The organism is Rhodococcus sp. IEGM 1305 (assembly GCF_030058635.1).
Lineage (GTDB): Bacteria > Actinomycetota > Actinomycetes > Mycobacteriales > Mycobacteriaceae > Rhodococcus_F > Rhodococcus_F opacus_D.
The window spans coordinates 13,781-31,704 of the sequence record NZ_JASHKX010000051.1 but is presented as its reverse complement, the minus strand read 5'-3'; the positions used below and the strand labels follow the sequence as shown (position 1 = coordinate 31,704).

At 64.9% G+C, this 17,924-nt stretch carries 16 protein-coding genes; 9 read left to right on the top strand and 7 right to left on the bottom strand.

Translation table 11 applies throughout. The features are described from left to right. Positions 1-63: 63 nt before the first annotated feature. The 7 genes from rsmG to rpmH all read right to left on the bottom strand — a co-directional run bounded on the left by rsmG (position 64) and on the right by rpmH (position 5,351). Positions 64-747 carry a 16S rRNA (guanine(527)-N(7))-methyltransferase RsmG gene (gene rsmG / locus QM693_RS34755; RefSeq protein WP_005249117.1) on the bottom strand — a complete coding sequence of 228 codons (684 nt, stop codon included), beginning with the start codon at positions 745-747 and terminating at the stop codon, positions 64-66. A 714-nt stretch (positions 748-1,461) separates the two neighbouring features. After that, on the bottom strand, positions 1,462-1,863 hold the full coding sequence (locus QM693_RS34750; RefSeq protein ID WP_283354580.1) for a nuclear transport factor 2 family protein: 402 nt from the start codon (positions 1,861-1,863) through the stop codon (positions 1,462-1,464). A gap of 886 nt (positions 1,864-2,749) precedes the next feature. Next, positions 2,750-3,304, bottom strand: a complete 555-nt coding sequence (locus QM693_RS34745) for a Jag family protein (RefSeq protein ID WP_005249113.1) — start codon at positions 3,302-3,304, stop codon at positions 2,750-2,752. A gap of 19 nt (positions 3,305-3,323) precedes the next feature. After that, positions 3,324-4,436: a membrane protein insertase YidC gene (gene yidC, locus QM693_RS34740; protein ID WP_280783058.1), complete on the bottom strand. Its 1,113-nt coding sequence runs from the start codon at positions 4,434-4,436 to the stop codon at positions 3,324-3,326. A gap of 4 nt (positions 4,437-4,440) precedes the next feature. Further along, entirely contained in the window at positions 4,441-4,806 is a 366-nt protein-coding gene (gene yidD / locus QM693_RS34735; RefSeq protein ID WP_280783059.1) for a membrane protein insertion efficiency factor YidD, read from the bottom strand. Next, a complete protein-coding gene (gene rnpA, locus QM693_RS34730) occupies positions 4,803-5,180 on the bottom strand; it encodes a ribonuclease P protein component (protein ID WP_280783060.1) in 378 nt (125 codons plus the stop codon). The genes yidD and rnpA overlap by 4 nt, the downstream gene beginning before the upstream one ends. Positions 5,181-5,207: 27 nt before the next feature. Next, a complete protein-coding gene (rpmH, locus tag QM693_RS34725) occupies positions 5,208-5,351 on the bottom strand; it encodes a 50S ribosomal protein L34 (protein ID WP_005263481.1) in 144 nt (47 codons plus the stop codon). 739 nt (positions 5,352-6,090) lie between these two features. On the opposite strand from rpmH, the gene dnaA reads away from it, so the two are divergent. The 9 genes from dnaA (at position 6,091) to gyrB (ending at position 17,649) form a co-directional block, all read left to right on the top strand. After that, entirely contained in the window at positions 6,091-7,677 is a 1,587-nt protein-coding gene (gene dnaA, locus QM693_RS34720) for a chromosomal replication initiator protein DnaA (RefSeq protein ID WP_011596259.1), read from the top strand. Between the two features lie 649 nt (positions 7,678-8,326). Next, positions 8,327-9,511, top strand: coding sequence for a DNA polymerase III subunit beta (dnaN, locus tag QM693_RS34715; RefSeq protein ID WP_005249107.1), 1,185 nt, complete (start codon positions 8,327-8,329; stop codon positions 9,509-9,511). Positions 9,512-9,573: 62 nt separating this feature from the next. Further along, positions 9,574-10,485, top strand: a complete 912-nt coding sequence (gene gnd, locus QM693_RS34710; protein WP_283354579.1) for a phosphogluconate dehydrogenase (NAD(+)-dependent, decarboxylating) — start codon at positions 9,574-9,576, stop codon at positions 10,483-10,485. Then, on the top strand, positions 10,486-11,718 hold the full coding sequence (gene recF, locus QM693_RS34705; protein WP_283354578.1) for a DNA replication/repair protein RecF: 1,233 nt from the start codon (positions 10,486-10,488) through the stop codon (positions 11,716-11,718). Beyond that, positions 11,708-12,271 carry a DUF721 family protein gene (locus tag QM693_RS34700; RefSeq protein ID WP_005249104.1) on the top strand — a complete coding sequence of 188 codons (564 nt, stop codon included), beginning with the start codon at positions 11,708-11,710 and terminating at the stop codon, positions 12,269-12,271. Before recF ends, QM693_RS34700 begins: the two co-directional genes overlap by 11 nt. Before the next feature lie 125 nt (positions 12,272-12,396). Further along, positions 12,397-13,305 (top strand): metal-dependent hydrolase, encoded by a 909-nt coding sequence (locus QM693_RS34695; protein WP_283334689.1) that lies wholly within the window; start codon positions 12,397-12,399, stop codon positions 13,303-13,305. Further along, entirely contained in the window at positions 13,302-14,420 is a 1,119-nt protein-coding gene (locus tag QM693_RS34690) for a PDR/VanB family oxidoreductase (RefSeq protein ID WP_283354577.1), read from the top strand. Before QM693_RS34695 ends, QM693_RS34690 begins: the two co-directional genes overlap by 4 nt. A gap of 50 nt (positions 14,421-14,470) precedes the next feature. Next, a complete protein-coding gene (locus QM693_RS34685; RefSeq protein WP_283354576.1) occupies positions 14,471-15,409 on the top strand; it encodes an alpha/beta fold hydrolase in 939 nt (312 codons plus the stop codon). Between the two features lie 197 nt (positions 15,410-15,606). Then, entirely contained in the window at positions 15,607-17,649 is a 2,043-nt protein-coding gene (gyrB, locus tag QM693_RS34680; RefSeq protein ID WP_283354575.1) for a DNA topoisomerase (ATP-hydrolyzing) subunit B, read from the top strand. The last annotated feature ends 275 nt before the right edge of the window (positions 17,650-17,924 follow it).

Sequence of the window (17,924 nt, the reverse complement as noted above, 5' to 3'; positions counted from 1 at the left end):
ACTCCTTCAATTGGGAATCGCTCGTTACTCGACATATTCACTCCCTAGTCACCGTGGACATCGTCATCGACGCTGACGGCGTTTCGGTACACGTTCTGCCCGAACGACAACGGTGGGGACAGGAAGCAGGCCCACTCCGCATTCCACGATATCCAGCTTGCCAGCACCCAACCGAGTCAGGGAAGCGCGATCACGGGAAATCTCTTCGGCGGCGCTCGAACCTTTCAATGCGAGCATTCTCCCATGCTCGTGGATAAGCGGCAGCGACCACTTGGCCAACTTCTCCAACGGCGCCACCGCGCGGGACGTCACGACGTCTGCGCCGCCGGCTTCCTTCACCACACCCGACTCCTCGGCCCGGCCCCGGACCACCAGCACGTCCAGACCGTTCGACTCGACGAACTCGGCGAGGTACACCGACCGTCGCAGCAGCGGCTCCACCAACGTGATCCGGAGATCGGGTCGGGCGATCGCGAGTGGGATACCGGGCAACCCGGCACCACTGCCGACATCGACGACCGACTCACCCTCGGCGATCAGTTCACCGACGACGGCACAGTTGAGGAGATGGCGTTCCCAGAGTCGCGGAACCTCCCGGGGCCCGATCAACCCCCGCTCGACACCGTCGGTCGCCAGCGACTTGTAGTAGCGCTCCGCGATATCGAATCGTTCACCGAACACCTGGCGTGCCGCCGCTTGTTCGTCCCATTCGGCCGGCTCTCCACCATTCGGTTCCACGTGAAACATCCTCCCGCGAATAACGCGAAATCAACAAACACAGCTTCTCTATTATCCGCCCTCCGTCACGACTATGTCCCTTAACTCGAACGCGCAACGCCGGAACAGTGTCGAGCCGCACCCCCTTCCGGTGGGGGCGGGGAGGGGTTGGGTGTGCACTGTCGGTGAAGCGCCCGTTCGACTCGGCGGTCCGCCGTCGCCTCGCCGGTGAACCCTCTCTGCGATGGATCTCGCGCACATCGCGTCATCTGGTTCTGCGGATCAACAACAGCGGGGCGATCGACGCGCGCATGTTTCACGTGGAACAGGCGACGGATCGCAAGGGGTCTATCTGGGGCCGGCCGTGTCCCGGCCCGAGATTGTTCTGCGCCGGTGCGCGCCCGGGACGTTGGTCCGTCTGATCGCATTCGGCGCGGGCAGTTTCACGTGGAACAACTGTCCTGTGTTTCACGTGGAACAGAACCGACCCCGTCCGTGCATTACCCGGCCGCCGTCCCAACTCGGCATACGCAAAGGTCCAGCGAATGGCCGACCTCCCAACTAAGGCGAAGCCATCCACGCCTACTCGACGCTAGCTCTCGACAGCTTCACTCCGACGAAGCCCGAGTTTTCAATCATCACAGTGACGAAACTCCCGGGTGTGGTTGGGTGGGTGAAACTACAACCTAAATTCCTTCGAAAACGTCCGAAATGGACGGCCCGTGGACTCCACATACGCGATGGTCAGACCGTGGTGTCCGGGAAGGAGTGGTGCTCGTGAGCGACGAGCCAACGACCGTCTTCCTTTCGCAACCCCACTGTGAGGCGGAGCCGGTTCTCCGGATTGTCGGCGAGCTCCGCTTCCATTCCACAGCGGAGGAGCGCATGCGCGAACGCAACATCCTCGCCGGCCGTCACATCCAATGACAGCATCTCGAACCTGGCACCCTGCGACTGCCATTCGAAGAACGGCGGCCATGTCTCGCGATACGCATCGATTCCACGAGCGCCCTCGTATGGCGGTGGCACGTCGAACATCACGATGTCGTCGGAGTGGTCCGCGAGAACCCCGGCCATGTCGCCACTGTGCACAGCCTCAGCCCAACGGTCGATCAGATCCCGGATCTGTCGTTCGTCCTCGCTCATCGTTCACTCCATCCAGTCGACGGCACCGCTTCGATCGCTTCAATGATGTGGACTTCGAGAAGCATCGAAACTCATCGCACCGAACCACTGACGCGTGAGTGGTATGTCTCGAGACATCGCGGACACTTGCGGATCGTTCCGCTCACCATCGCCGGATGAGCAGAGGAGAGCTTCGATGGACCCCGCACCCTTCTCCACGATCCCAGCAGTCGTCGGCGGCAGGAGAGTAAGCCGATCGCTTCGCCCACAGCGCCCCGACGGATTCACGTGCGGGCGGCCCCCTCAAAACTGAGCGAGGTGCGGCATCCCAATCTTGACCCCGCACATAAGACCCGGGCTCGAGTCCACTCGGCCTGGGCCGCCGAGGGTTGTTGAAAGAGTTCCAGACGATGCCGGCGACCCCACCTACTTGCGGGGGATATCGTCAGCGATTTCCGCTTCCCGCCGCTGATCGATGGGGCGCATCACCGGGTGGACTCGGCCGCCTCCGGGACGTCCGAGACGGGGAAGAGTCATCTCGTCGAAGCGCTCGCGCGCACGCCGCGATCGAGACCGAGCTGCGGGTGCTCTGGTCCATCCTGGAAACCCTCATCCAGACGGTGAACAAGGCGAAGGTAGACGGCACGATCGGGGGCGAAGGTCGGCGGACCGGGGGCGTAGTTGCCCGCCCGCACTGTCCACGAAGTCCTGAGACAGCGCAGTCACGCGACGGTGGCGCACGAAATCTCGCCGCGGACACCCGACCTCTCGGTGGGGGAGGGGAGGGGTGCGTGTTTCACGTGAAACGAAACGAAGCCAAAGTGACGGATCGCGACATACGGACAGCGAAAAGGCGGGGCTCCCGGAGATGGATCCGGGAGCCCCGCCTTGGTGATGCTTCTGTGGATCAGTCCTTGATGACGACCACGCGACGTGAAGGCTCGGCGCCTTCGCTCTCGCTCGACACGCCATCGACCTTCGCGACCGCGTCGTGAACGATCTTGCGCTCGAACGGCGTCATCGGAGCGAGCTCCTCGCGTTCACCGCTCTCGAGTACGCGGCGGGCAGCCGAGGAACCCAGCTCGGTCAGTTCGGCGCGACGGCCGGCACGCCATCCGGCGATGTCGAGCATCAGGCGACTACGTTCGCCCGTCGCCTGCTGCACGGCGAGGCGAGTCAGTTCCTGGAGTGCGTCCAGCACCTCACCCTTGCGCCCGACCAACTTGGTGAGATCGTCTCCACCGTCGATGCTGACAACAGCACGGTCACCCTCGACGTCCAGGTCGATATCGCCGTCGAAGTCGAGTACGTCGAGCAGCTGCTCCAGGTAGTCGCCAGCGATTTCCCCTTCCTCGATCAGGTAGTCGTCAGAATCGGAATCCACCTCGGTGTCCGGGTTCTGCGTCGTTGCAGTCACGTCTGTCTCATCTCCGTCCACTGCGATGTCAGGCTCACTAGCCATGCTCGTTCTCTTTTCTGAATCAGCGCCGCTTGCGCTTGGGGGACTTTCCGCGGTTGGACTGGGGGCGGGCACCGGGCTTCGGCTTCGACGTACCCGCAGCCGAACCGTCACCACTCACCTGATCGGAGGCGCTGTCTTCGACGACGCCCTCGACGATCTCCGGCTCGTCCGCTGAGGAAGAACCGTCCGTTGCGGTCGCGGACTTCTTCTTTTTCTTGGTGAGATCGGGACGTGCACCGGGCTTCGGAGCGTTGTCCGCCCGGCGTGCGATGGCAGCCTGCTTCTTCTCTTCCTCTTCTTGGTCGATGCGACGGAAGACGATGTGCTGCTGCGCGTACGTCCAGATGTTGTTACTCACCCAGTACAGGAGGATCGCGATGGGGAGGAACGGACCACCGACGAGCACACCGAGCGGGAAGACCCACAGCGCAAGCTTGTTCATGATCGCGGACTGCGGGTTGGCGGCGGCCTCGGGGCTCTGCCGAGCCACAGAAGCGCGCGAGTTGAAGTGGGTCGCGATGCTGGCGATGACCATCAGCGGAACTGCGACAACGGCGATGTTCAGCACGGTGGGGATCGGGCCGTAGGCAGCAAACGCGTCGAGCTGTTCCTTCGGCATGGTGATCCAGGCCGAGATGGGAGCGCCGAACAGTCGAGCACTCAGGAAGGACTGCACGTCCTCGACGCTGAAGAAGTAGTTCGGCGTGTTCGCGTTCGCCTCGACCGACATGCCGAGCTGCCCGAATCCGGTGCCGGTGCGGTTGAACGAGCGAAGCACGTGAAACAGGCCGATGAAGACCGGAGCCTGCGCGAGAACCGGGAGGCAGCCCATGATGGGGTTGAACCCGTGCTCCTTCTGGAGCTTCTGCATCTCGACGGCCTGACGCTGGCGGTCGCCGGAGTACTTCTTCTGCAGAGCCTTGATCTGCGGCTGAAGTTCCTGCATCTGGCGCGTCGTGCGAACCTGCTTCACGAACGGCTTGTACAGCACGGCACGCAGCGTGAACACGAGGAACACCACGGAAAGTGCCCATGTGACACCGCTGTCCGGCCCGAGGAAGGGAATGGCACCGAATATCTTGTGCCAGACCCACAGGATCCCGGACACCGGATAGTAAATGAAGTCGAGCACGGCTCTATGTACTCCTCTGTTCGTCCACGTTCGCCGGACAGCAACGACGGCCACCCGCATGACGGTCGCGACGGGCAGGGACCGGGTCCCACCCACCAGGGTGCCAGGGGGCACACTTCGCCAACCGAACCACCGTCAAAAAAAGGCCTTTGATCGCCCCGTGGGTACGCAGGGATTCCACCGCGTACTCGCTACAGGTCGGCATGAACCGGCAGGTCGGCATCCTCAGGGGCGACACATACGTCCGGTAGAGCTCGATGAAGAAAATGAGAGTGCGCGCTGGTAACGCACGGACCGACTTCCACGCGGAAGAGGCCGAGGAGGTGGCCTCGGCCGTGTCGGCGCGCGACTCGTGGAGTGCGCTTTTCATGCGGAGGTACTCACGGGCGCAAGAAGGTCCAATCGAAGGAGACCTGCACGAAGTTGCTTCTCCAGGTCCCGGCTACTTGCAGTCGCAGCTCCCGGAAGAGCCCGAATCACCACATCGGTGCCCCGTGGAACCACGTCCACGAGGTCGATGCAGATATGACGAAGCCGGCGTGCGACTCGATGTCGAATCACCGCCGGCCCGACAGCCTTACTCACAACCAGTCCGAATCGCGGACCGCCGCTACTCACCAGCTCATCTGCCTGCGCACGGTCGAATGCGTGCACAACCAGGTCGCGTCTTCCCATCCGACGACCACGTCGCACAGTCAACGAAAAATCTGAATGACGACGCAATCGGTGCGGCTCAGGCAACACCCCGAGCTCCCGAACCCAGTGTCGGGATCAGGCGGTGAGAGATTCGCGGCCCTTACGGCGACGCGCCGAAACGATTGCACGACCCGCACGGGTCCGCATACGAAGACGGAAGCCGTGAACGCGCGCGCGGCGTCGGTTGTTCGGCTGGAACGTCCGCTTGCCCTTGGCCACGGTCAACACTCCTCGAAGTTCATCGACGCCTCCCGGCGTCATGGATCTAACATTGGCGAAAACTCAGGTGTTCATCCACAGGGTGGGGATGGAACGACCTCGAAACTGGACTCGAGCCAGCACGAAACCGCCACCTCACCACAGGGTGACTGTTCGAGAGTACTTACCACTCACGGTCAGGTCAAACTCGCTCACCTGCGATTCCCCCGCGAATCGGTTGACCGACACGCCGAGGATCGACAAATGCTTGCACCCCAACTTCCAATGTGCCAAACCGCTGTGAGGTTGCCGACACTGTTGCTAGCGTCTATGCATGGTCTCGCCGATGAACCCTGATCGAGTGCCCGGCTCTCGACTTCACCGTTCTCATCTGCATATTCACCACAATTCATCCACAGGGCACAGATGGTGTGCCGCTTCGGATCGCCACGAGGGTTGTTGACACCCTTCACTTCCCGGGTCCGTGAACCCGCTCATCCAGGTTTCGCATGCATAAGCGCAGGTCAGCGCGCCGGATCTGGACTCCTCTCCATGCAACGGCGTCTCGACAGGGGGCGTCTGCACTTTGTCCACATCTGTGGATAATTGTGTGGAAACACAGTTCAGATGGCATATTCGTAGGTCCGTACGGGGTCCATCCTCAGGTCGGGGAAGTTACCGATTCCACCTCGACGACGGCACCGACACACGACTCGGCACCGCTGGCGCCGAGTCCGCGAACACACTGGGGAGGAACCACGTGAACGACGATCCGAATGCGCTCGCACGGATCTGGATCGACGTCGTCGCAGACCTCACATCCGATTCGCCCGGCGGCGATCTGCCGCCGCTGACGAGGGGACAGAAGGCGTGGTTGGCGCTCGTCAAACCGCTGACGCTCGCACAGGGCTTCGCGCTCCTGTCCGTTCCGTCGCCCTTCGCGCAGGAGGCGATCGAACGGGATCTCCGTGAACCGATCCTCCACGCCCTCGGCCGGCATCTCGGTGAGCAGGTCGAAGGCCTCGGTGTGCGTATCGCGGCCCCGGTCGACGACGAGCCCGAATCCGATCCGCCGAGCCGGGACCACCGGCCCGAGCCGGAACCTCTCCACACGCCTCGCCACCTCGAGCCCTCCGTCACCAGTTCCGGGTCGTTCCGCAGGCGCCGGTTCGGTTCCGGAGAGGATCAGCCCTACTCCGACACGACGGACTTCGAGGAAGTCGACGACGACCGCGAGGCCCTCGCCAGCGTCCACGAATCCTGGCCGTCGTACTTCACGAAGCCCCCGTCCGGCCCGGCACCGTCGGCGACCGGGGGGAACAGCCTCAACGCGAAGTACACATTCGACACGTTCGTGATCGGCTCGTCCAACCGGTTCGCCCACGCCGCGGCGGTCGCCATCGCCGAGGCGCCGGCACGCGCGTACAACCCGTTGTTCGTGTGGGGTGCGTCCGGCCTCGGCAAGACGCACCTCCTGCACGCCGCCGGCCACTACGCCCAGCGGCTGTTCCCGGGGATGCGGGTGAAGTACGTCTCCACCGAGGAATTCACCAACGACTTCATCAACAGCCTCCGCGACGACCGCAAGGTGGCGTTCAAGCGCCGCTACCGCGAGACCGACGTGCTGCTGGTCGACGACATCCAGTTCATCGAGGGCAAGGAAGGTATCCAGGAGGAGTTCTTCCACACCTTCAACACCCTGCACAACGCGAACAAGCAGATCGTCGTCTCGTCCGACCGGCCGCCGAAGCAGCTGGCGACACTCGAGGAACGACTGCGTACCAGGTTCGAATGGGGCCTGATCACCGACGTTCAGCCACCTGAACTCGAGACCCGCATCGCGATCCTCAGCAAGAAGGCCCGGATGGACCGGCTCGAGGTGCCCGACGACGTCCTCGAGTTGATCGCCTCCCGGATCGAACGCAACATCCGGGAACTCGAGGGTGCCCTCATTCGTGTGACGGCGTTTGCGTCGCTGAACAGGCAACCCCTGGACCTCACGCTCGCCGAGGTGGTGCTGCGCGACCTGATGCCGGACTCGTCGAGTCTCGAGATCAATGCGGCGACGATCATGGCGGTCACCGCGGAGTACTTCAACATGTCCATCGACGACCTCTGTGGCCCCGGTAAGGCACGTCCGCTGGCGTCCGCCCGCCAGATCTCCATGTACCTGTGCCGCGAGCTCACCGATCTGTCCCTGCCGAAGATCGGGCAGACTTTCGGCCGCGACCACACCACCGTCATGTACGCGGACAAGAAGATTCGCAAGGAGATGACGGAGCGGCGGAAGGTCTACGACCAGGTCCAGGAGCTGACCGCCCGGATCAAGCAGCGCTCCAAGAGGTAGTCACCGACACCTGCCTCCCCTGTGCCCCTGGTAGCTCGCCTACCGGGGGCACAGGTCGTTTCGGGGGAACCGCAGTCTCGCGGGCAACTCGAGGGGCTCCTCGAGCCGGTCCTCGAGGGTTGGCTCGAGCGGGTCCTCGAGGTACCGCTCGAGGGTCTACTCGAGGCTTGCGCGAACCCTCGCCGACACGACACGCCGATGCAACACGCCGACGCCGGGACCTGGGATAAAGCATGCACACCTGTGGATAAGTGTGGGGATGAGGTGGAATCTCTGTGGACAGAACGTGCAGAACTTTGAACAACCTCGAGTAGTCCACATGGGTGCCGGATTGGTCCTCGAGTTTGTCCTCGAGAATTCCCCACACGACGACGCGGACGGACCAGCGGCTACACGCCTTCGTCCACAGATTCCACAGGACCTAATAGTACTTCTCATTAATTCTTATAAAAACCTCTTTGAAAACAGGGTTGGGGACAGCGTCGGTTCACAGGCCTCGGTCGGCGACTCGAGGACGCGACGGTTCCGCTTTCAACTTCGTCCTCGAGGGCATACGGTTATGCATCGCCGCTCTGTGAAAGACTGCAGTGCTGTGGTCACGGCCCGACCGTGGCGAACAACCGTGCCTACCGAGAGGAACAACCCGGCGATGGAGCTTGGAAGCCTGAAGTTTCGTGTCTCCCGGGAAGAATTCGCTGATTCAGTGGCATGGGTCGCTCGCAGTCTGCCGTCGCGGCCTCCTGTCCCCGTTCTCGGCGGTGTTCTCCTGGACGCGACCGAGCAAGGGTTGACGGTTTCCGGATTCGACTACGAGGTGTCGGCCCAGGTCAGGGTCGCAGCCGAGGTCGGAAGCGCCGGTCAGGTCCTCGTCTCCGGCAAGCTTCTCGCCGACATCACGAAGTCGCTTCCCAACAAGCCGGTAGACGTGACCCTCGAAGGCACCCGCGTGCTGATCACGTGCGGAAGCGCCAAGTTCTCCCTGCCCACGATGCCGGTCGAGGACTATCCCCAGCTTCCGCAGCTGCCGCAGCAGACCGGCTCGATTCCCGCCGACGTGTTCTCCGAAGCGATCAGTCAGGTGGCTGTCGCGGCGGGCAAGGACGACACCCTGCCGATGCTCACCGGCATCCGCGTCGAGATCGAACGCAACGCGATCGTGCTCGCCGCCACCGACCGGTTCCGTCTCGCAGTCCGTGAACTCGAGTGGTCGCCGGCGAACCCCGACACCACCGCGGCCGTCCTCATCCCCGCAAAGACGCTCTCCGAATCGGCGAAAACGCTTGCAGGAGATGCCACTTCGCCGGTCGAGCTGGCGCTCGGTTCGGGTTCCGCGGTCGGCAACGACGGGCTCCTCGGCATCGTCAACGACGGCCGCCGCACCACCACCCGGTTGCTGGACGCCGAATTCCCGAAGTTCCGGCAGCTGCTGCCGTCCGAGCACACGGCACTGGCCACCGTCGAAATCGCTCCGCTCGTCGAGGCGATCAAGCGTGTTGCCCTCGTCGCCGAGCGCGGCGCGCAGGTCCGCCTGCAGTTCTCCACCGAGGGACTTCTCCTCTCCGCGGGTGGCGACGATGCGGGTCGCGCAGAGGAAGGCTTGAACGCGGTCTTCCAGGGTGAGCCGCTCACGATCGCCTTCAACCCCGGCTACCTGATCGACGGACTGTCCTCGCTGCACAGCGAGCAGGTGCTGTTCGGTTTCACGACCCCCAGCCGCCCCGCCGTGCTGCGCCCGGCCACCGAGGACGAGATCGAGCCCGACGATTCCGGCAACTTCGCGGCGCCGGAGAGCGCGTACACGTACCTGCTGATGCCGGTGCGTCTCCCGGGCTGACGGTTTCGCGAAAGCGAAACCAGCACTGCCGAACGAAATCTCACGAGTGGACGGAGATCACGATGCAGATCGGGTTGGTCGGGCTCGGAAAGATGGGATTCAACATGCGCGAGCGGTTGCGCGCGCACGGGCATGAGGTGGTCGGTTACGACCCCCGCCCCGAGGTCACGGATGTGGCGTCGCTCGCGGAACTCGCGACACGACTCGAGTCTCCCCGAGTCGTGTGGGTGATGGTTCCGGCGGGAAAGATCACCCAGGACACGGTGACCGAGCTGTCGTCGGTGCTCGAGACCGGCGACCTGGTGATCGACGGCGGCAACTCGAGATACACCGACGACAAAGTCCACGGTGAGATGCTGGGTTCCCGCGGCATCGGCTACCTCGACTGCGGTGTGTCCGGCGGGGTCTGGGGACTCGAGAACGGCTACGGCCTGATGGTCGGCGGATCGGAGGCGGACGTCGAGCGGGCGCTGCCCATCTTCGACGCTCTGCGCCCCGAGGGTGAGCGCGCGGACGGCTTCGTCCACGCCGGCCCGGTCGGTGCAGGCCACTACGCGAAGATGATCCACAACGGCATCGAATACGGACTGATGCAGGCGTACGCCGAGGGTTACGAGCTGCTCGAGGCGGAAGACCTCGTCACGGACGTCCACGGTGTGCTGCGCGCGTGGACCAAGGGCACAGTGGTCCGGTCGTGGCTGCTGGAGCTGCTCGTCAAGGCATTGGGTGAGGATCCCGATTTCGCCGAGATCTCCGGTTACACAGAAGATTCCGGTGAGGGTCGTTGGACCGTACTCGAGGCGATCGACCATGCCGTGCCCGCACCGGTGATCTCGGCCGCGTTGTTCGCGCGGTTCGCGTCCCGTCAGGACGATTCCCCCGCGATGAAGGCCGTCTCGGCGCTGCGCAACCAGTTCGGTGGTCACGCCGTGAAGACGGCGGCAGGCGAGGCAGAAGCCGGTTCTGGAACGTAGGTGTTCGTTCGCGCACTCTCGCTCAGAGACTTCCGTTCCTGGGACGCTCTCGGTCTCACCCTGCGTCCGGGCTGCACCGTCTTCGTCGGACCCAACGGTCACGGCAAGACGAACGTGCTCGAGGCGCTCGGCTACCTGTCGACCCTGTCGTCTCATCGGGTCAGCTCGGACGCCCCGCTGATCCGGACGGGTACCGGTCAGGCGTTCGCCGGGGCGACCGTCGTCAACGCCGGCCGGGAACTGACCGTCGATCTCGAGTTGAACGAGGGCAAGTCCAACCGGGCACGAATCAACCAGTCACCCACCCGGCGGCCGCGAGAGATTCTCGGGATTCTGCAGACGGTGCTGTTCGCGCCGGAGGATCTGTCGCTGGTCCGCGGTGACCCGGGGGATCGGCGACGCTACCTCGACGAACTCCTCACGGCCCGTATTCCGCGGATGGCGGCGGTACGCGCCGATTACGACCGGGTGCTGCGGCAGCGGTCGGCGCTGCTCAAGACCGCGGGCGGCGCGTTGCGACGGGTGTCCCGCGGCAGCGGCCGGCCGAGCGAAGACGGCGCGAGTGCCCTTGCCACGCTGGAGGTCTGGGACGGTCATCTCGCCACACACGGCGCAGAGCTGCTCGCCGGGCGGCTCCACCTCGTCCACGATCTCGCTCCCCACCTGGCCGAGTCGTACCAATCGCTGGCGCCGGAATCGAGGCCCGCGAGCATCCGCTACCGCTCGAGTCTGGGCTCCTCGCTGCCACCGGAGTTCACCGAACCGGCTCGAGTGCCCGAGGCGGGTGACATCGCGTTTCTCGAGGAGCGATTCCTCCAGGAGCTGTCCGTGATGCGCTCCAAGGAAATCGAGCGCGGTGTGTGTCTCGTCGGACCGCATCGTGACGATCTCGAACTGCACCTCGGCGACACCCCGGCGAAGGGATTCGCGAGTCACGGTGAGTCGTGGTCGTTCGCGCTCTCGTTGCGGCTGGCGGGATTTGTCCTGCTGCGCTCGGACGGCAGCGATCCCGTCCTCATGCTCGACGACGTGTTTGCCGAACTCGACCGTCGTCGACGGCGCGCACTCGCCAAGGTCGCGTTGGACGCGGAACAGGTGCTGATCACAGCCGCCGTGCCGGAAGATGTTCCGGAGGAACTCGACGCCGTCCGATTCGGTGTGGAGGCCCGCGACACCGACCGAGGACGGATATCGCACATCGTGGAAGAGCCGGAGGACCGCAGTGACGGATGATCTCGAACCCACCGCACCGGCTGCGGCCCCCGAACCGGAGGTGAAGGGAATCGACCTCGCCCGCCGCGCCCTCGAAGAGGCGCGTGCCGCGGCGAAGGCGAGCGGAAAATCCGTCGGTCAGGGCCGCCGATCCGGAACCGGTGTCCGGGCCCTGCGCGCCCGGCGTCGACGCGGATGGTCGGGTCCGGGACCGGACGACCGCGATCCGCAGCCGTTCGGTGCACTGACCAACGCGATCGCGAAACAGCGCGGCTGGTCGCCCAAGGTGTCCGAGGGGACGGTCCTCGGTCGGTGGGTGCAGGTGGTCGGTGAGGACATCGCCGCGCACGCCGAACCGACGGGGCTGCGGGACGGGATCCTGAGCGTCTCCGCGGAGTCGACGGCCTGGGCGACGCAGCTTCGGATGATGCAGTCGCAGATTCTCGCGAAGATCGCCGCGGCCGTCGGCGACGGCGTCGTGAAGTCGTTGCGGATCACCGGTCCGACCGCTCCGAGCTGGCGAAAAGGGGAACGGCACATCCGGGGGCGCGGCCCCCGGGACACGTACGGATAGGCCGGAGCGGACGTTCGGTTCCTGGTTTTGTCTATTACCCGGTGTTACAGTTACTCCAGGTTTTCGAGTGAACTGTGCCACAGGCCTCCGTCGTGGCGCAGCCGCCGGCACGAAGGAGTAACGAGATGTCCGCCCCGACTGCACCCCGGAACGCGATCCCCGAACCGGACCACATCCTGTTGCAGGCCAGGAACGTGGAGTTCGACTGGTCGAACCTCCCCATGCACTGGATCCCGGGCGACCCGTTCAGCACGCACGTCCTCAACGTCCTGCACCTCCTCCTGCCCGCGGGCGAGGAGTGGTTCGTCGAGACGTTCAAAGAGGCACTGCCGCTGATCGAGGACGAGCAGCTCCGCGACGACGTCGTCGGGTTCATCGGCCAGGAGGCGATGCACGCCAACGCCCACACCGGCGTTCTGGTGCACCTGAAGGAGAAGGGTCTCGACCCGACACCCTTCACCGAGCAGATGGAATGGACGTTCTCCAAGATCCTCGGCCCGCGACCGCTCACCGGTCTGCGCGAGAAGAACTACCTGATCGAGCGGCTGGCGGTCATCGCCGCGATCGAGCACATCACCGCGTTCCTCGGCGACTGGGTGCTCAACGCCGAGGGACTCGACCGCTCCGGCATGCATCCGACGATGCTCGATCTGCTGCGCTGGCACGGCGCCGAGGAGGTGGAGCACCGCTCCGTCGCATACGACGTCATGCGGTACTTCGACAAGCGTGAGTCCCGGCGGATCCGCACCCAGGTGATCGTCACCCCGGTGATCGTGTGGCTGTGGGTGCGCGGCACCCGTTTCCTCATGCGCAACGATCCGGAGCTCGCCCAGTGGTCGGCGCACCGGCGTAAGCCGCACCTGACCGATTTCTTCGCGGCAGGCAAGCGCGGCACCCTCCCGACGGCCCGGGAACTCGGCAAGCGGATGTCGACGTACTTCACGCGTTCGTACCACCCGAGCAACGAGGGTTCGACGGCGCAGGCCGTGAAGTACCTGGCCTCCTCGCCCGCGGCTCAGGCGGCCGAACGATGAAGCTGTCGCAGGTGCGGGAGGTGCTCACCGGGCAGGGCCTGCCCCGCTACGACGCTCCCCTGGACATCAAGGGGCGACCGCGCCCCGACCGCGCCATGCGGATCACCGAGGCCGTGGCCGCCAAGTACCTCCGCGTTCTCACCGCATACGAATACAACCCGGGCGTCGCCGGTCACAACCCGGACGTGGCGATGAAACTGCTTGTCTCCCAACGCGACGTCGTCGCACGGGACGAGAACGTCGTCCAGTTGCGGTTCGAAGCCGAGGACGGTGCGGAACTGCCTGCGTGGCAGCCGGGTTCGCACCTCGACTTCCACCTGCCGTCCGGGCTGCGACGTCAGTACTCGCTGTGCGGGGACCCGTCCGACCGCACGGGCTACAGTGTTGCCGTCCGCCGGATCCCCGAGGGCGGTGGGGGATCCCTCGAGATGCACGCGCTCGAACCCGGCACCCCGGTGACGGTGCGCGGGCCCCGCAACGGGTTTCCCTTCGTCGGCGAGGGGAGTGCGCTCTTCGTCGCCGGCGGAATCGGTATCACGCCGATCCTGGCGATGGTCCGGGCGGCGCGCGACCTCGGAATGGACTGGCAGTTCGTGTACTCCGGCCGGTCGCGGGAGTCGATGCCGTTCCTCGACGAGATCGAAACATTCGATCGGTCACGGGTTTTCATCCGACCCGACGACGAGTTCGGTCTGCCGACCGCCGGGGAGTTGCTGGAGCGTGCCGCGCCGGGCGGCGCCGTCTACTGCTGCGGACCGACACCGATGCTGGAGTCGGTACGCCGCGCGTTCCCCGGAAGCCCCGCCACCGCATTGCATTTCGAACGCTTCGGGGCACCGCCGGTGCTCGACGGCACCGAATTCGAAGTGCAGCTTCTCAGCACCGGTGAGGTGCTCACCGTCCCCGCCGACGAATCCGCACTGACGGTGATCAAGAAGACGATGCCCGGAGTGGGGTACTCGTGCCAGCAGGGATTCTGCGGCACCTGCCGGGTGAAGGTGCTGTCCGGAACCCCGGATCACCGCGAGACGCGGCTCACCGACGCCGAGCAGGAGAACGAGATGCTGATCTGCGTGTCCCGCGCCGACAGCGGCCGTCTCGTCCTCGATCTGTAGTTCCCACCGTCGATCCCGTACCCGAACCCGCACGACCAGAGGACCCCACCATGACTCCATCCACATCCGGTACCGCCCGGCGGATCACCAACGGTTCCGTCGAACTCGCCGTGTTCGAGGAGGGCAACCCCGACGGCGAGACGATCGTGCTGGTGCACGGCTGGCCCGACACCCACGACCTGTGGAACCGGGTGGTGCCGTTCCTGACGGAACGGTTCCGGGTGGTCAGCTACGACAGCCGCGGCGCAGGCCGGAGCACCGTGCCCACCCGGGTCGAGGACTACCGACTGCCCGCCCTGGCCGGCGACCTGTTCGCGGTGATCGACGCCGTCAGCCCGGGCCGGCCGGTGCACGTGCTGGCCCACGACTGGGGATCGGTGGAGGCGTGGGAGGCGGTCTGCGAACCGGGAGCCCGCGCACGGATCGCGTCGTTCACCTCGGTCTCCGGGCCCAACCTCGATCACCTCGGCAAGTGGATGCGCCGTCGCATCTCGGACCGGAGCTTCGGCGGGCCGCTCGCGCAGGCCGTCGCGTCCGGCTACACCGTGCTGTTCCAGATCCCGGGCCTGGCGACGCTGCCGCTGCGGCTGTGGTTCTCCCGGCACTGGCCGGCGTTCCTGAAGTTCTTCGACCGCCTCGACCCCGCGCTGGTGCGTCCGGCGCCGACGCTGGCGGACGACATGGTGAACGGTCTCAAGTTGTACCGCGCCAACATCCGGACGAGTTTGCTGAGGCCGCGCGAGCGGCACACCGACGTCCCCGTCCAGCTGATCCTGAACAAGAACGACAAGGCGGTGCGGCCCGTCGGCTACGAGGACACCGAGAAATGGGCGCCCGACCTGCGGCGTCGAGAGGTCGACGCCGGGCACTGGTCGCCGATCTCGCACGCCGAGGACATCGCGCAACTCGCCGCGGAGTTCGTGCTCGACGTCGAGGACCGGCGGTGGGCGGATCTCCCCGACGGCCCGTCCGAGAGCGCTTCTGCCTAGGTTTTCACTCCCGAGACGCCCTGAAAATTCGTCTACGGGGCGCTCAGGGGTGTCATAGCCCGCTCCTGGCGCTGACGTACCAGTAAGATGGCCGAGGTAACTAGCGGCAAGATTCCCGATTCTCGTCTCCCGCGTGCCCGACCAGGGCGGTGGGCGCCTGCGTCGGGCATTGGACGGAGAAGGAGAGCTACCCACCCGTGGCTGCCCAGAAGTCAGACAAAAGCACCTCCAGCAAGGACTACGGCGCTTCTTCCATCACCGTCCTCGAGGGACTCGAAGCTGTTCGTAAGCGACCGGGTATGTACATCGGTTCCACCGGTGAACGCGGTCTCCACCACTTGATCTGGGAAGTCGTCGACAACTCCGTCGACGAGGCCATGGCCGGCCACGCCACCAAGGTCGAGATCACCCTGCTCGAAGACGGTGGCGTCCAGGTCGTCGACGACGGTCGAGGCATCCCCGTCGGGATGCACGCCTCCGGTGTCCCCACCGTCGAGGTCGTCCTCACCCAGCTCCACGCCGGCGGCAAGTTCGACTCCGACTCCTACGCCGTGTCCGGCGGTCTGCACGGTGTCGGTATCTCCGTCGTCAACGCGCTGTCCACCCGGCTCGACGTCGACATCAAGCGTGACGGCTTCCAGTGGAACCAGACGTACACCGACTCGAAGCCGGGCGAACTCGTCAAGGGCGAGGCCACCAAGGAGACGGGCACCACGGTCACGTTCTGGGCCGACCCGAACATCTTCGAGACCACGGTCTACAGCTTCGAGACGGTCGCGCGCCGCCTCCAGGAGATGGCCTTCCTCAACAAGGGCCTGACGATCACCCTCACCGACGAGCGCGTCAGCGACGCCGAGGTCACCGAAGAGGTCGTCAGCCAGGTCGCCGACGCGCCGAAGACCGCCGAGGACGAGTCCGCCGAGGCGCATGCGCCTGCCGTGCACAAGGTGAAGACCCGCGTCTACCACTACCCGGGCGGCCTCGAGGACTACGTGCGGCACATCAACCGCACGAAGCAGCCGATCCACAACTCCGTCGTCGGATTCACCGCGAAGGGCACCGGCCACGAACTCGAGATCGCGATGCAGTGGAACTCCGGCTACTCGGAGTCGGTCCACACGTTCGCGAACACCATCAACACGCACGAGGGCGGCACCCACGAAGAGGGCTTCCGTTCCGCTCTGACGGCGACGGTCAACAAGTACGCGCTCGACAAGAAGCTCCTCAAGGAGAAGGACCCGAAGCTCACGGGTGACGACATTCGTGAGGGTCTCGCGGCGATCATCTCCGTGAAGGTTGGTGAACCGCAGTTCGAGGGTCAGACGAAGACGAAGCTCGGTAACACCGAGGTCCGGTCGTTCGTCCAGAAGGCGAGCAACGAGCACCTGTCGCACTGGTTCGAAGCAAACCCGGCCGACGCGAAGACCATCGTGAACAAGGCGGTGTCGTCGGCACAGGCCCGCGTCGCCGCCCGCAAGGCCCGCGAACTGGTGCGCCGCAAGAGCGCCACCGACCTCGGCGGCCTGCCGGGCAAGCTCGCCGACTGCCGGTCCAACGATCCGAGCAAGTCCGAGATCTACATCGTGGAGGGCGACTCCGCAGGCGGCTCGGCCAAGTCCGGCCGCGACTCGATGTACCAGGCGATCCTGCCGCTGCGCGGAAAGATCATCAACGTCGAGAAGGCACGCATCGACCGTGTGCTGAAGAACACGGAAGTCCAGTCGATCATCACCGCGTTCGGCACGGGCATCCACGACGAATTCGACATCGCGAAGCTGCGGTACCACAAGATCGTGCTGATGGCCGACGCCGACGTCGACGGTCAGCACATTGCAACGCTGCTGCTCACGCTGCTGTTCCGCTTCATGCGGCCCCTCGTCGAGCACGGCCACGTCTACCTGGCGCAGCCCCCGCTGTACAAGTTGAAGTGGCAGCGCAGCGAGCCGGAGTTCGCGTACTCCGACCGCGAGCGCGACGTCCTGGTCAAGGCCGGCCTCGAGTCCGGCAAGAAGATCAACAAGGACGACGGCATCCAGCGTTACAAAGGTCTCGGCGAGATGAACGCCAAGGAACTGTGGGAGACCACGATGGATCCGACGGTGCGCGTCCTGCGTCTGGTGACGCTCGACGACGCAGCCGCAGCCGACGAGCTGTTCAGCGTTCTCATGGGTGAGGACGTCGAGGCCCGGCGAAGCTTCATCACCCGTAACGCCAAGGACGTCCGCTTCCTCGACGTCTAGGTATCCGGCACAAGAGATTACGGATGTCATGCAGCCACCGGCGGTCGGAAGACCCCGGTGGCTGCACCCGTCTGGGCCGGTTGCGGGACCGGGTCGCGCAGAAATCCGTCCTCGACTGTGAACCGCGATTCTGTGTAGCCTGGTCCGCTGATCCACCCGCGACGGCAACGTCTGGGATCGGTGGTGCGCATGTTACTTGGAAGTAAGGATCGGGGAATTTCTGTGGTAAGAACGTTCCCCATGGGGATGTGATGAACTCGTTACATTCGGAAATC

Bases quoted from the DNA above. Each gene is read 5' to 3' on its own strand.
- rsmG (WP_005249117.1), bottom strand. From the start codon at position 747: ATGTTTCACGTGGAACCGAATGGTGGAGAGCCGGCCGAATGGGACGAA.
- QM693_RS34750 (WP_283354580.1), bottom strand. From the start codon at position 1,863: ATGAGCGAGGACGAACGACAGATCCGGGATCTGATCGACCGTTGGGCT.
- QM693_RS34745 (WP_005249113.1), bottom strand. From the start codon at position 3,304: ATGGCTAGTGAGCCTGACATCGCAGTGGACGGAGATGAGACAGACGTG.
- yidD (WP_280783059.1), bottom strand. From the start codon at position 4,806: ATGAAAAGCGCACTCCACGAGTCGCGCGCCGACACGGCCGAGGCCACC.
- dnaN (WP_005249107.1), top strand. From the start codon at position 8,327: ATGGAGCTTGGAAGCCTGAAGTTTCGTGTCTCCCGGGAAGAATTCGCT.
- gnd (WP_283354579.1), top strand. From the start codon at position 9,574: ATGCAGATCGGGTTGGTCGGGCTCGGAAAGATGGGATTCAACATGCGC.
- QM693_RS34695 (WP_283334689.1), top strand. From the start codon at position 12,397: ATGTCCGCCCCGACTGCACCCCGGAACGCGATCCCCGAACCGGACCAC.
- QM693_RS34690 (WP_283354577.1), top strand. From the start codon at position 13,302: ATGAAGCTGTCGCAGGTGCGGGAGGTGCTCACCGGGCAGGGCCTGCCC.
- QM693_RS34685 (WP_283354576.1), top strand. From the start codon at position 14,471: ATGACTCCATCCACATCCGGTACCGCCCGGCGGATCACCAACGGTTCC.